The 14,667-nt window shown below is 38.0% G+C and carries 12 protein-coding genes; all 12 read left to right on the forward strand.

Translation table 11 applies throughout. The annotated features are described in order from the left end of the window. The first annotated feature begins 2 nt into the window (after nt 1–2). The 12 genes from HMPREF9007_RS18205 to HMPREF9007_RS18155 all read left to right on the forward strand — a co-directional run bounded on the left by HMPREF9007_RS18205 (nt 3) and on the right by HMPREF9007_RS18155 (nt 14,642). Nucleotides 3–1,484, forward strand: a complete 1,482-nt coding sequence (locus HMPREF9007_RS18205; protein WP_008760661.1) for a nucleoside-diphosphate sugar epimerase/dehydratase — start codon at nt 3–5, stop codon at nt 1,482–1,484. Between the two features lie 34 nt (nt 1,485–1,518). Next, nucleotides 1,519–2,835, forward strand: a complete 1,317-nt coding sequence (locus tag HMPREF9007_RS18200) for a nucleotide sugar dehydrogenase (RefSeq protein ID WP_008760662.1) — start codon at nt 1,519–1,521, stop codon at nt 2,833–2,835. Nucleotides 2,836–2,839: 4 nt separating this feature from the next. Beyond that, entirely contained in the window at nt 2,840–3,898 is a 1,059-nt protein-coding gene (locus HMPREF9007_RS18195) for an NAD-dependent epimerase/dehydratase family protein (protein ID WP_008760663.1), read from the forward strand. Nucleotides 3,899–5,314: 1,416 nt separating this feature from the next. Then, a complete protein-coding gene (locus HMPREF9007_RS18190; protein WP_008760665.1) occupies nt 5,315–6,778 on the forward strand; it encodes a lipopolysaccharide biosynthesis protein in 1,464 nt (487 codons plus the stop codon). Nucleotides 6,779–6,784: 6 nt separating this feature from the next. After that, on the forward strand, nt 6,785–7,969 hold the full coding sequence (locus tag HMPREF9007_RS18185) for a hypothetical protein (RefSeq protein WP_008760666.1): 1,185 nt from the start codon (nt 6,785–6,787) through the stop codon (nt 7,967–7,969). Next, nucleotides 7,966–9,066, forward strand: coding sequence for a glycosyltransferase (locus HMPREF9007_RS18180; protein ID WP_008760667.1), 1,101 nt, complete (start codon nt 7,966–7,968; stop codon nt 9,064–9,066). Before HMPREF9007_RS18185 ends, HMPREF9007_RS18180 begins: the two co-directional genes overlap by 4 nt. An 18-nt stretch (nt 9,067–9,084) precedes the next feature. After that, nucleotides 9,085–10,197, forward strand: a complete 1,113-nt coding sequence (locus HMPREF9007_RS18175) for a radical SAM protein (RefSeq protein ID WP_008760668.1) — start codon at nt 9,085–9,087, stop codon at nt 10,195–10,197. After that, nucleotides 10,194–11,246 carry a polysaccharide pyruvyl transferase family protein gene (locus tag HMPREF9007_RS18170; RefSeq protein WP_008760669.1) on the forward strand — a complete coding sequence of 351 codons (1,053 nt, stop codon included), beginning with the start codon at nt 10,194–10,196 and terminating at the stop codon, nt 11,244–11,246. Before HMPREF9007_RS18175 ends, HMPREF9007_RS18170 begins: the two co-directional genes overlap by 4 nt. Beyond that, a complete protein-coding gene (locus tag HMPREF9007_RS25930) occupies nt 11,239–12,177 on the forward strand; it encodes a glycosyltransferase family 2 protein (protein ID WP_008760670.1) in 939 nt (312 codons plus the stop codon). The genes HMPREF9007_RS18170 and HMPREF9007_RS25930 overlap by 8 nt, the downstream gene beginning before the upstream one ends. Further along, a complete protein-coding gene (locus tag HMPREF9007_RS18165; RefSeq protein WP_008760671.1) occupies nt 12,177–13,073 on the forward strand; it encodes a glycosyltransferase family 2 protein in 897 nt (298 codons plus the stop codon). The genes HMPREF9007_RS25930 and HMPREF9007_RS18165 overlap by 1 nt, the downstream gene beginning before the upstream one ends. An 11-nt stretch (nt 13,074–13,084) precedes the next feature. Continuing rightward, a complete protein-coding gene (locus HMPREF9007_RS18160) occupies nt 13,085–13,606 on the forward strand; it encodes an acyltransferase (protein WP_032850173.1) in 522 nt (173 codons plus the stop codon). Between the two features lies 1 nt (nt 13,607). Beyond that, entirely contained in the window at nt 13,608–14,642 is a 1,035-nt protein-coding gene (locus tag HMPREF9007_RS18155; RefSeq protein ID WP_008760673.1) for a glycosyltransferase, read from the forward strand. The last annotated feature ends 25 nt before the right edge of the window (nt 14,643–14,667 follow it).

The following is a 14,667-nucleotide window of genomic DNA, read 5'->3' on the forward strand; positions in this document are numbered from 1 at the left end:
TGCTGAATATGCTGAATAAGAAGAATATGCATATTCTGATCTATGGTATTGATGATAAGAGTGTGGCATTGAAAGTCCGGCTAATGAACAGCTCCCACTATAAAGTGGTAGGCTTCTGTATCTACGGAACGGGCGACTCCATCCGACGCGTGGCTGATCTTCCCGTTTATTCATTTAAGGATGAAGAGTGCTTTAACAAGCTTATTCATAAGAAGTGTATCGGCGGCATCCTGTTTGCCCGTTACGAGAATACCCGTGAAGAGGAAGACCGCCTGCTTCAGTATTGTAAAAGGAGTGGATTGAAAACGTTGATTGCTCCGAGTATCAGTGAGGCTGACGAAAACGGAAGTTTCCACCAATGGGTACGCCCTATCAAAATTGAAGATTTGCTGGGTCGCTCAGAAATTCATATCAATATGGAGGAGGTGATGACTGAGTTTTGTGGCAAGGTTGTGCTGGTGACAGGAGCTGCCGGTAGTATTGGCAGTGAGCTTTGTCGGCAGCTGGCTCAGATGAACATCAAGAAGCTGATCATGTTTGATTCCGCCGAGTCACCTTTGCATAATGTCCGCTTGGAATTTGAGAAGAATTATCCCGGTCTTGATTTTGTTCCTGTCATTGGAGATGTCCGCGTGAAAGAACGTCTTCGTATGGTGTTCGAAACTTATCAGCCTCAGATAATTTTTCATGCTGCTGCCTATAAGCATGTTCCATTAATGGAAGAAAATCCTTGTGAAGCTGTATTGGTCAATGTTGTCGGGTCTCGCCAGGTTGCTGATATGGCAGTTGAATACGGAGCAGAGAAGGTGGTCATGGTCTCTACCGATAAGGCTGTGAATCCGACTAATGTAATGGGATGCTCGAAACGATTAGCTGAAATCTATGTACAGAGTCTGGGATGTGCCATCCGTGAGGGCAAAGTGAAAGGCCATACCAAATTTATCACTACCCGCTTTGGTAACGTCTTGGGTAGTAACGGTTCTGTAATTCCTCGCTTTAAAGAACAGATAGAGAATGGCGGTCCTGTCACAGTGACTCATCCTGATATCATTCGTTTCTTTATGACTATTCCTGAAGCTTGTCGTCTGGTAATGGAGGCAGCTACTATGGGTGAAGGCAATGAGATTTTTGTCTTTGAAATGGGAAAGGCCGTGAAGATAGTTGATTTGGCTACCCGTATGATCGAACTTGCCGGTTATCGTCCGGGTGAAGATATTGAGATAGAGTTTACGGGTTTGCGTCCGGGTGAGAAGCTTTATGAAGAAGTCCTGAGTGATAAGGAGAATACGATCCCTACCGAGAATAAGAAGATAATGATAGCGAAGGTACGTCACTATGAATATACTGATATCCTTGATACTTATACAGAATTTGAGAAGCTATCTCGTTCTGTGCAGATTGTGGATACAGTGAGGTTAATGAAGAAAGTGGTACCTGAATTTAAATCCAAGAACTCACCGAGATTTGAAGTCTTGGATAAATAACCAAAATAATCTATAACACTAACATAAATCAACAATGGATACAAAAGATTTGAAGATTGCTGTTGCAGGTACCGGATATGTTGGTCTTAGCATAGCAACGCTTTTGTCGCAACACCATCAGGTGACGGCAGTCGATGTGATTCCCGAGAAAGTAGATATGCTTAACCGTAAACAGTCACCTATTCAGGATGAGTATATAGAGAAATATTTGTCCGAAAAGGCATTGAACCTAACGGCTACACTTGACGGTGCCAAAGCCTACAGTGATGCAGATTTTGTGGTTATAGCAGCTCCTACTAACTATGATCCGGTGAAGAACTATTTCGATACTCATCATATAGAGGATGTCATTGACCTGGTGTTAAGTGTCAATCCTGATGCTGTAATGGTAATCAAGTCTACTATTCCTGTAGGATATTGTCGGGGACTTTATTTGAAGTATGCCCGTAAGGGAGTCAGGAAGCTTAACTTGCTTTTTTCTCCGGAGTTTCTTCGTGAGAGTATGGCTCTTTACGATAATTTATATCCAAGTCGTATCATTGTTGGTTATCCAAAGTTGATTGACAGCGAGCAGTTCGACGAGGAAAACGAAGCTATTAAGGTCATTGCGGATATTCCTGCCTTAGAGAAGGCTGCACATACTTTTGCCGCATTGCTTCAGGAAGGTGCAATCAAGGAAGATATTCCTACACTTTTTATGGGTATAAAGGAGGCAGAAGCAGTTAAGCTGTTTGCTAATACCTATCTTGCATTGCGTGTCAGTTATTTTAATGAACTTGATACTTATGCCGAGATGAAAGGGCTGGATTCTCAGTCAATCATACAGGGTGTTGGTTTGGATCCTCGTATTGGCATACACTATAATAATCCATCCTTTGGTTATGGTGGTTATTGTTTGCCTAAAGATACGAAACAACTGTTAGCCAATTACCAGGATGTACCTCAGAACATGATGAGTGCTATTGTCGAAAGTAACCGTACAAGAAAAGACTTCATAGCAGATCAAGTGCTGCGTAAAGCGGGGTATTATACCGCCTCCTGTTCATGGGATGCTCAGAAAGAGCAAAAAATAACCATTGGTGTATATCGTTTGACCATGAAGTCCAACTCTGACAATTTCCGTCAAAGTGCCATTCAAGGGATTATGAAGCGTATCAAGGCGAAGGGTGCTAGTATTGTGATTTTCGAGCCTACTATGCAAGATGGTGAAACATTCTTTGGAAGTCAAGTGATCAATAATCTGATTAAGTTCAAGGAAGTAAGTCAAGCCATCATCGCCAATCGTTACGATGCTTGTCTGGATGATGTGAAAGATAAAGTATATACTCGTGATATTTTCCAAAGAGATTAACTTTATGGTAACATACAATGTTAGTTTAGAGAATAAAGTGGTTTTGGTAACCGGTGCAGCCGGTTTTATTGGAGCCAATTTGGTGAAACGTTTGCTGAATGAGTTTAATAGCGTGAAAGTCATCGGCATTGATAGTATTACCGAATACTATGATGTACGTTTAAAATACGAACGCTTACAAGAATTGTCTGCTTACGGTGACAGATTTGTTTTCATTAAAGACAGCATTGCTAAAAAGGAGATCGTTGAGTCTATTTTCACTAACTACCATCCGCAGGTAGTAGTGAACCTTGCTGCACAAGCTGGTGTACGCTATAGCATCACTAACCCTGATGCCTATATTGAAAGCAACCTTATTGGATTTTATAATATCTTAGAAGCCTGTCGTCATCATAGCGTAGAGCATTTAGTATATGCTTCTTCCAGTAGTGTATACGGAAGTAATAAGAAAGTGCCTTATAGTACTGATGATAAGGTTGACAATCCTGTATCACTCTATGCTGCTACTAAAAAGAGCAATGAGTTAATGGCACACGCTTACTCTAAACTCTATAATATCTCATCAACCGGCCTCCGTTTCTTTACTGTCTATGGTCCTTGCGGTCGTCCCGATATGGCTTACTTTAGCTTTGCCAACAAACTTTTGAAGGGTGAGACCATTCAGATTTTCAACTACGGTAATTGTAAACGTGACTTTACTTATATAGACGATGTTGTGGAAGGCATGGTTCGTATTATTCAGCATACACCTGAAAAACGGAATGGTGAAGACGGACTTCCGGTTCCACCGTATAAGGTATATAACATTGGTAATAACTCACCTGAAAATCTTTTTGATTTCGTGACTATCCTTCAGGAGGAACTCATAGCAGCTAAGGTATTACCAAGTGATTATAACTTTAACAAGCATAAAGAATTGGTTGCCATGCAGCCTGGAGATGTACCGGTCACATTTGCTGATACCCGACCACTTGAAGATGACTTTGGCTTTAAACCGGGCACATCTTTACAAATCGGACTTCGTAGATTTGTCGAATGGTACGCAAAGTATTACAGACAATGATAACATTTATATCATGTTAAAATCAGAGGAACGTACACAAAAAGTGCTTCTTTTGAAACTGAATACGGAGGAGCAAGCCTGTCGTGCGGCTGAAAAGAAGGTGCATGACGCATAACTTTGTATTTTCTCCTTGCAGGAACATAGTACTGCACTGGAATCGAGTCTGAACGAAAGGATAAATGAAATGAATGTTTGATAAAGCAGCTTGTGGCGATAATGACAGGTAAATAGTAACGTCTCTCTTCCAGGTTCCTTAAAAGAAGCCTTTATCGGAACTCTCGGTGCCGAGGTTGAAGTACAAAAGCAGGAATTTATTGCATTCTTTGATAAGGAAAAACAAGAAATGTAGGAAACTTTTGTTCGTCAACTTGCTGCTAGAGATAATGAGATAGCTCGTTTAAAAGATTATGACAGTGGTGGAAATGATACTCCTAGTACAACTTTGTCCAAAGGAGTGACCCCGCAGTCCCGACGAGCTTGAATCTCGACAAACAGGCTAAACAGCAGAAAAACCGGATTTGGTATGCGGACTATGGTCAGTATACTTGATGCTTGGTACAAACTTTCTGCCATGGGGTTCTTGGGGCATATGCTTTGTAGTTTCTATTGGATTAATGTTTCTCATTAGGAGGACAAAATTCGGTAAAAGATACATCTAGCAGAGACAACAGCAATTAATTAAAAAGTAAAACAGTACCAGAAACAACTATGAATAAGATATTTACTAAAGAGAATAAGAACAGGCTTAAGATTAAACTTAGAAAAAAACTGAATCCCTATCTGGCACCTTTCAGAAGGCAACTGGAAGGAGTAAATAGCCCTTTTACAATTATATCTAATAACTGCTGGGGCGGATTGGTATATCAGTACTATGGCTTTAGTTATGATACTCCTACTGTTGGCATGTATTTTTTGCAGAGGATTATGTCAAGTTTGTCAGTAATCTGAAGCACTACCTTGAGATTGATATTCAGTTCATTTCATATGAGCAATCTAAGTATAAAGAAACACTCATCAAAAAGGAGCAGACTCAGAAAATAATAGGAGCTCTTGATGATGTTGAGATTGTCTTTCTGCATTATCATTCAATTGAAGAGGCCAGAGAAAAATGGAACAGAAGGAAAGCCCGTATTCATTGGGATAACTTGTTCTTGAAGTTCTCAGAAATGAATCAATGTAAGTTTGAGCATATGAGGGCGTTTGATGATCTGCCATTCGAGAATAAACTCATTCTTGTATCACAAGATTATGGTCTGAAGTCGCAAGTAATTGTTAAGGAATTCACAAGAGAACACGAGGTATATGATGATACCACAAGTTTTAGAGAAGGAATATCATTAAGCCGATGGCTAACAAAGAAACCATTAAAGCGATAGGTTCCATGATTATCATTGTTACGTTGCATTAATTATAATAATGACAAGAAATATTGATGCACAAGTAAAGAACGCGACCAAATGGTCTGCAATTACTGAGATTACAGCAAAGCTTGTAACTCCGGTAACGAGTATGGTGTTAGCGAGACTCCTCACTCCTGAGGCTTATGGTATCATTGCTACGCTAAGTATGATAATTGTCTTTGCTGAGATCTTTACTGATGCAGGTTTCCAGAAGTATATCATACAACATGAGTTCAAGAATGACGAGGAAAAAGATCAGAGTATTAATGTAGCATTTTGGAGTAATCTTATACTTTCTGTATTCCTTTGGATTGTCATTGCACTTTTTTCAAAGCCATTGATGAGGCTTGTGGGCAATCCTGGATATGAGATTCCGTTGATTGTTGTCTGCATATCTATCCCTTTAGCTGCTTTCTCAAGTATTCAGATGGCAGTATACAAAAGGGATTTTGAATATAAGACACTTTTCAAGATTCGCATCATCGGTATTTTGGTTCCATTGTTTGTGACTATGCCATGTGCTTTTATCCTAAGGGACTATTGGGCTCTTTTGATCGGAACTATCGCTTCGAATCTTATCAATGCTTTCGTACTCACCATTTATTCAAAATGGAAACCTAGGCTTTACTATTCGTGGAGCCAGTTTAAGGAGATGTTTTCTTTCACATTTTGGTCAATGTTAGAAGCCATATCAAATTGGTTGGTAACATACTTTGATGTATTTGTGATAGGAACTATTCTCAGCCAGTATTACCTTGGACTTTATAAAACCGGTTCAGGCTTAGTTACACAGGTGTTTTCTTTAGTGACCGCAACAACATCCAATATATTGTTTGCATCACTATCTCGTTCGCAGAATAATTCTGAGGAGTTCAAAAAACTCTTTTTAAAATTCCAAAAGTTAGTAGGGATTTTGGTTATTCCTCTTGGTTTTGGTTTCTTTTGCTATGGTGATTTATTCACAGATATCACAATGGGTGATCAATGGGCAGAAGCATCAAATCTTGTTGGGTTATGGGGCTTGACAAGTGCATATATGATTATTTTGAATCATTACTGTGGGATATCTTATCGAGCACTTGGAAAACCGAAATTGTCTACATTGTCTGAGTGGTTACATATTCTGTTTCTTTGGCCTGCAGTAGTAATAGCTGCACATCATGGATTCGAGAGCTTATATATCACACGGTCATTGATACGTCTTCAGCACATAGTTGTTGATTTATTCTTGATGCAGTTTATAATACACTTCCCAGTGAAGCAAATGGTATTTAATATTCTGCCAGCTACTTTTGCAGCAATTATCATGACATTATTTGTTTTGTGTCTTAATCTGAATCAAGGCTCAATGCTATTCCAAATATCAATGGTGGTGGTCTGTATAATAGTATACTTTTGTGCACTATGTATTTTTAAGAAGGAAAGAGAAATAGTGCTTGATACAATTCAAAAAGGTCTATTCAAATTCAAAAGGAAATAGTTTTTTATGATAGCGTGGTTTAAGTGGTTATATGCATTGCTTATTGCAGATGTATTTCTAATTGGTCAGATTCCAATAGTCGGTGGTATCAACTTATTTCAGGTGACTGCTATCTTAATGCTATTGACATATTTCTCAATGGAGAAGAAATTATTAGTAGATAAGTGGTTAATATTGTATGGACTTTTTGTTTTTTGTTTTTTTATTTCAGCAGTATTGACCGGATATGAATCAGGTTTTTTTAAGTTTGTTAGATCACAGTTAATAGGATGCTACACACTATATCTTGCAACATATGTACTTATTAAAAGAAATATTAGTTGGAATTATTTGCTCTATCCATTAGTGATAATTGGAGTTGTTGATACTATTGCTACTCTTTGTCAAGCAAATGGAATTCCCGTGCAAAATCCTTTATTAAATTACTTTGTGATTGATGTCGAGCAAGAAGAACTATTGTCTTCCAATTTAAATATTCTAGGTCTATCTGTTAGCGGTTTATATGCTAATCCGGTGTTTAATGGCCATAATTTGTTGGTTTTTTGTATAGCCTCGTTATTTCTTCTTTTTAAAGATGATAAGAGACTTCAGTATTTAGGGATAATTGCTTCTACTATAATTCTTGTAGGATTGTTCTTCTGTCAACAACGGGGAGCTTTCTTTATTTCTATAGCCATCTGGATGTTTATGGTCTATAGATACATTTCTAGAAGATTGAATAGTAAATTCTTAACAATGCTCCTTTTCGTTGTGGTTCTTCTCTTCATTGCGTCACATATAATCGGATTTTTGGAATCGTCAGATTCACGTCTAATAAGTGATTCAGATTCTGGTCGAGAAATGCTCCTACGAGAATCTATAAACTATTATATTAAACATCCGCTTTTGGGTGGATATGCAGCATGTATTCATTTATTAGGTAGGCCATCTCATAATCTTTTGGTGTCAGCTTTTCTAGCTGGCGGATTAGTAGGAGGAATTGTACTATTGAGTTTATTGTGGCAATTGTTGATACTAGCAATAAAAAATATTAGAGCAGAAAGCGTAATCTCTCCTATTTCATTTCTTTTTTTAGGATTGCTAGCGGACTCTATGGTTCATAATTCAGGTTTTGTAGAGGGTGACCCATCGACTTTCTTAGCTATGGCTCTTTTGGTATATACATCAACGAATTATAGAAATTGTATATGAATATAAGCTTTATAATCAATAATTTAAGTTTTGGTGGCGCTGAGAAAATGGCAACTTTTGTTACTAATAACCTCGCAAAACGTGGACATGAGGTGTCAATATTTGTTCTAAATGCCATTTCAGATTCACATCAATCTATTGATGAGAATATTAGAGTTTATCACTACAATAGAGCACAGAAGAGCAATAGCTATCTTCAGTACTACGAGTGGATACGCTTTTTTGTACCAATTGCAAAGAAAGAAAGGACAGAAGTTCTCATTTCCTTTCTAGGGACCCCAAATCTAGTGTGCACGCTAATATCTAAAATCCTTTATATTCCGTCCATTATCTCAGAGAGAGGTGATCCTTATACGGCATTTAGTGACGGGCGGCTTGTAACGAGATTATTGTTGTGGATTTATAATTGTTCATCTGGAGCTGTATTTCAGACTATTGAAGCTTCTCATTTCTATGGGAAAAAATTACAGAAGAGATCAAAGGTTATTCCTAATCCTATATTTATATCAGGGAGTATTCAGAATCTTAAATATAAGGCATTGCCTAAAACTATTGTATATTTAGGAAGACTAGATAATCATCAAAAGCGTTTAGACGTTCTTCTTGATTCATTTAAAGAATTTTATGAGTCTCATTGTGATTATAGATTGATAATTTACGGAAGGGGGGCGGCACTGTCCTATATTGAAAATTATATCAAAGAACATTCTCTGTCGGATTGTATAGAACTAAAGGGAGTCTCAAAATCTTCGATGGAAGATATAGCAAAAGAGGGAATCTATGTGATAACCTCAGATTTTGAGGGCATTTCAAACTCTTTGTTGGAGGCAATGGCAATAGGAATGCCAGTTGTGACTACAGATCATTCTCCTGGTGGAGGAAGGTTTTTGGTTCAAGATCATGTGAACGGATTGCTTGTTCCTGTCAGAGATTCTCATGCAATAGCTAAGGCTTTGTCAGAGTTCGCAGATAATGCTGAACTGTGCGAGAGGTGTGGGAACGAAGCCAAGAAAGTCATTCAGAGATTTGAACCAAAGAAGATAATCGATATGTGGGAATCTTATATTTGTGAGGTTGCTAATAGAAAAAATGAATAAAACTGATAAAACAACCATATGGAACCTATAAAATATTTCTTTGAGTGTCTCATACCCATTACGGTGTGTAATATGAAGTGTCACTACTGTTATGTAGTACAACGTGGTTATCGTACCATGAAGATGGCAGAGATGAGGTATTCTCCCAAGCAGATTGCTGAAGGACTTAGTCATAAAAGATTGAATGGAGCGGCTTATATCAGTATATGTGGAATTGGAGAGACGACTATGGTAAAAGAGTTACCCGAAATCTGCCTTGAACTTCTGAAAGAAGGTCATTATATCAATATCACAACGAACGGAACATTTATTCGTTTTTTTGATCAGTTTTTGGAATTGATACCATCGGAGATGTTGGCTAGGGTGAATTTTTCATTCTCTTTTCACTACTTGGAATTAGAGCGTATGAAGGCCTTTGAGAAATTTTTTGCTAATATCAATCGAGTAAAGGATGCTGGTTGCTCAATACTGGTACAGTTCAACCTTTGCGATGAGTACGAGCCACATCTTGAAGATATTAAGAGGATGTGTTTGGAGAATGTGGGGGCTTTACCACAGATTGCAGCCACTCGAGATGAGTTTAGCCTTTCAAAGGATATACGCCTTTTTACAAAGCATTCAGTTGAGGAGTATGTACACTCTGTTGATGACTTTGATTCGCCTTTGTTTAAGTTTACCATGAAGAACTTTATGGTAAAGCGCAGGGAATACTGTTATGCTGGAAAGTGGGGAGGCAGTCTCAATCTAGCGACAGGTATCTTTCATCCCTGTTATGGTAGTCCCGTTGCATTTGACATCTTTAAAGACCCGTCGAAGCCGATACCATTTAGAGCAATGGGCAAGCATTGCTGCTCTTTATTCTGTACAAACTCAAGTCATTTTATCAGCTTAGGTATGATACCAGAATATGATGCTCCAACATACGCTGAATTAAGAAATCGCCAAACAAAGAAAGGAGAATGGTATAATGAAACCATGAAGGAGGTTTTAAGTCAGAAACTGTATAACAATCAAGAACTTGATACTGCCATCCAAAAAATAACTTCCGATATATACTACAGAATAATGGGGGGGGGATATAATTGTAAACAATTGCTAAAGAAAGTACTGAGACCAATAATTAAAGAATGATCAAGCGAATTTCTTCATTGATACCAAAATCATGGATTTCGGGAATTAGATATCTACTGACTCCAGCTAAGAAACCCAATATTCCTCCTGAAAGAAAGGCATATATATTCTTGGCTGCTGACTATGGTAATCTTGGAGATATCGCCTTAACGTTTGCCCAAAAACAGCTACTTTTAAAGCATTTTCCAAATCACTATCCTGTAGAGGTGCCTTCTTCTATATCGCTCAGTGAATTGAAAGGCTATATTCAAAGTGTATCAAAGGACGATATAGTTACAATCATTGCCGGTGGTAATATGGGGGATGTTTGGAGTTGGTTCGAAAGGTATAGGCAGCTGATTGTTAGCAAACTAAGGAAAAACTCTATTTATCAGTTTCCTCAGACAACAACCTATACAAATACTACACTCGGAAGGAATCTTCTTGCTTGTGCTAAGTACATATATTATGGTAGTAGTATAAAATTGATGGCACGTGAAAAGATGTCCTATGATTTCATGCAAAGTAATTTTGACTGTTCATCATACCTTGCTCCTGATATCGTAATGACTTTGAAGTATTGGAAAAAACGAGAAAGAAATGGGATTCTTCTCTGTTTGCGTGATGATAGAGAACAGTCGTTGAACAATGAAGAACAATCTGAGATTAAAAGGATTATTACTGATATCAACATGGATGTATCTGTTATTGACACAAAGATCGATGATACGTTTAAGTATGATATCCGATATGTTCAATTGGAACAGTTTATCAATAGGGTAAGTTCTGCAAAGGTAATTGTAACTGATAGATTACACGGAATGATCTTCGCCTATATCACTGGAACTCCGGCTATTGTCCTCCCAAATTCAAATCGTAAGATTGAGATGTGTTATGAATGGATTAGCAACTGTGGTTTCATCCGTTTTTTTCCCTCATTTTCTGTTACCGCATTTAGCGATGCTTTGAATACTGCATTAACTGACAAGGTAGATGTAGATAAAGATATCTTAGATTCAAATTATAGTCGATTCCAGACAATATTCAACACGATCTTCAAAAATGAATAGTAAAGTAAGCATTGTAGTTCCAGTTTACGGAGTAGAGAAATATATAGAACGTTGTGCTCGATCTCTTTTCACGCAAACATTTGGAGACATAGAATATATTTTTGTTAATGATTGCACGAAAGATAGCTCTATGCAAGTACTGGAGTTCGTAATGAAGGATTATCCTGCTCGAAACGTTCGTATTATCAACAAGGAAAAGAATGAAGGACTTCCGCAGGCGAGAAAAACCGGCGTACTCGCATCAACCGGGGATTTCATCATGCATATTGATTCAGATGATTGGGTTGAGCATGATATTGTAGAGAAACTCTATGCAAGAGCAATGGAGGAAGTTGCTGATATGGTATATTGTGACTGGGTCGAAGAGTATGAAGATAGGAGTGTACTTTTTTCTCAGCACCCTATGTCTATAGAAAACTACTACAAAAGTATTCTTGGCTTCAAATCTTTCTCTTATGTATGGAATAGACTTACGAAACGCGAGCTCTATGATGGGATTGAGTTTCCCATACCGTATATGCTTGAAGACTTTGTAATTACTTCACAACTTGTCTCAAAAGCAATGAAGGTTTCTCTTGTTCAGGAGCCTCTGAATCATTACTCAAAGATGAACACCGGTCAGAGTATGTCTCAAGAGAAGCGCAAGCAGAATATGGTACAGAAGGTCCGAAATCTCTATTCTGTATGGAATAGGCTGAATACTTCATCTCAAATGGCTTTGTTCAATGCTGAACGTAATAATATGGTGTATTATATGTTGAGTATATGCCTTTGGGACAAGATAGTTACGGATATTGATCAAGATGTGCTCAAAAAGTTAATTAAAGAGCTTAAACACCTGGGCATATCAAAAATGAATACTAATACTTTATTGCAACAAATAGTCACTAAATTGTACTTCGGTACATCACTATACAAACTTTTCAAATAATGAAATTATCTATAGCAGTAGTAACAATGAATAGAGTTAAGCAATTAATTGAAGCTCTTCAAAGTTGTATAGATTGTATTATCCCGGAAGATACTGAGTTTGTAATCATCGACAATGCATCGACTGATGATACAGCTGTAGCAGTAGAACAATTTTTCGTAAATCACCGATATTATTATTATTATGAGCGGTTAGAAGAGAATATCGGTTGCGGAAATGGACGTAATTATGCTTACTCAAAGTCTCATGGAGATTATATATATTTCCTTGATGATGATGCTTATATAGATACTTCAAAGAACAGGGATTTCTTTAAGAGTGCAATCAAGATTCTTGACGATAATTCACAGATTAAAACACTGACTACACAGATTTATGATCTTGTGTGGAAGAAAGATAGAGTAGATTCTATAGGGCCAAAGATTGCAGATGACCTTTATAAGGTGTATATGTTTTGTGGTGGTTCTCATTTTCTCAAAAAAGATTTCTTCAAAAACACTAGGCCGTACTATGCCAATAAGTATGGGTATGAGGAGATTTTCCCATCGCTAAGTGTGTATAATGAGGGGTTTGTAAACGCTTTCACTTCTGAGTTGTTGATAATACATAATCCTCTTGTCAATAAATGGAGCGAAAAAAGCAAGGGCGGAATTCGCTTAGCTGCTACAGGGATGGCTCAAACTTTTTTGATGCGTTCTGCATTGTTTCCTGTGTTGTTAAAGCCATTAAACTTTCTTGCTCTTTTTGCAAGATTAGTTTCACGTATGTCTTGGGACCTTACCACTAATACTGTATCAATTATTAGGAATACGACGATAGATAAAAGAGGCAAAGCTACACTGAAGTATTCAACTGTGTTTAAGTTGTTTCATGACTTTCGATTTTCAATTTTTTAAAGGTGTACTCTATGAAAAAGATATATTTAGCATTGTATCTAATCTTTCTTAAACATCTTCCTGCAACAAATGGTGCAATTCCTATGCGTTCTCTAATTCGACGTATGAGGTCTTCAGTAGGTAAGCATCTGTTCGACTCTTGCGGAAAGAACATAAACATAGAGAAGGGAGCAGACTTTGGCAAGGGGGATGGCATTAAGATAGGAGACAATTCAGGGCTTGGTATTAATTGTTATGTTAGAGGCCCTCTTGAAATCGGTAATGATGTTATGATGGGACCGGATGTGATGATCTTCCATGCTGACCATGTTATGTCTCGAAGGGATATACCAATGAGACTACAAGGAGATTCTGTGTCTAAAACCGTGATAATTGGTGATGATGTATGGATTGGTGCTCGCGTAATCATCCTTAAGGGTGTATATGTTGGAAAGGGTGCTGTGATTGCAGCTGGTGCTATACTGACAAAGGATGTTCCAGAATATGCTATTGTTGGAGGAGTTCCTGCTAAGGTAATAAAGTATAGAGAATAAAATGTCAAGAATATGTGTTTGTGGAGCGTTTCGTCTTTGGGATGTTCCAAAGGGTGGTCAAGAGGTCAAAACTTGCATTTTGACCGATGCTCTTGAGGCAAAATATGGTAAGATTTATCGTGTAGATACGCTTGCAAAGAATAGTAGGTTCTTAATGCCATTTCAGTTGGTGTGGGCAATGATGACCTGTAAGGATATTATTATTTTGCCAGCTCATAATGGACTAGTGGTGCTCTCGAAGTTTCTCACTCTGCTGAATACTATCTTCGACCGTCGGCTTCATTATTCGGTGATCGGTGGATGGTTACAGGATCTGTTGCCTGAGCATCCAGATGTGATAAAGGCGCTCCATAAGTTTACAAGTATCTATGTGGAAACACAGACTATGATGGATGCTTTGCAGAAACTTGGATTTACCAATGTGTGTGTGGTACCAAACTGTAAACCACTATCTATTCTGAAAAGAGGGCAGATGCCAAAGATGTACACAGAGCCATACAAACTCGTCACCTTTTCTCGTGTAACAGAGAAGAAGGGTATTGGCACAGCTGCGGATTTAGTGATGAAACTGAACGAAAAGTACGATAGAGAAGTGTTTACACTTGATATCTACGGTCCGGTAGATCCAGGAGAGGACAAAGGTTGGTTCGCAGAGCAGCAGAAGCATTTTACCGGCGCTATCACTTATAAAGGTAATGTTCCATTTAACAAGAGTGTGGAGATACTTTCTGGTTATTTCGCCCTTTTGTTCCCAACCCAATATTATACTGAGGGCATTCCGGGGACCATCATTGATTCATATGCAGCAGGTGTCCCAGTTATCTCTGCAAGATGGAAGAGTTATGCTGATGTGGTGATAGAAGGAGTGACAGGATTGGGTTATGAATTCAATACAAATGTTGACTTCGAGAGAATTTTGGAAAGCATTGTGGCTGATCCTTCAATTGTAGCTCGCCTGAAAGACGGATGTATCAAGAAAGCTGAAGACTTCTTGCCTGAAAATGCAATCAAACCTCTATTTGAAAGAATAAAGTGAAAAATAAGAAACAGATATCGTCAGA

Source organism: Bacteroides sp. 1_1_14 (genome assembly GCF_000162515.1).
GTDB lineage: Bacteria > Bacteroidota > Bacteroidia > Bacteroidales > Bacteroidaceae > Bacteroides > Bacteroides thetaiotaomicron.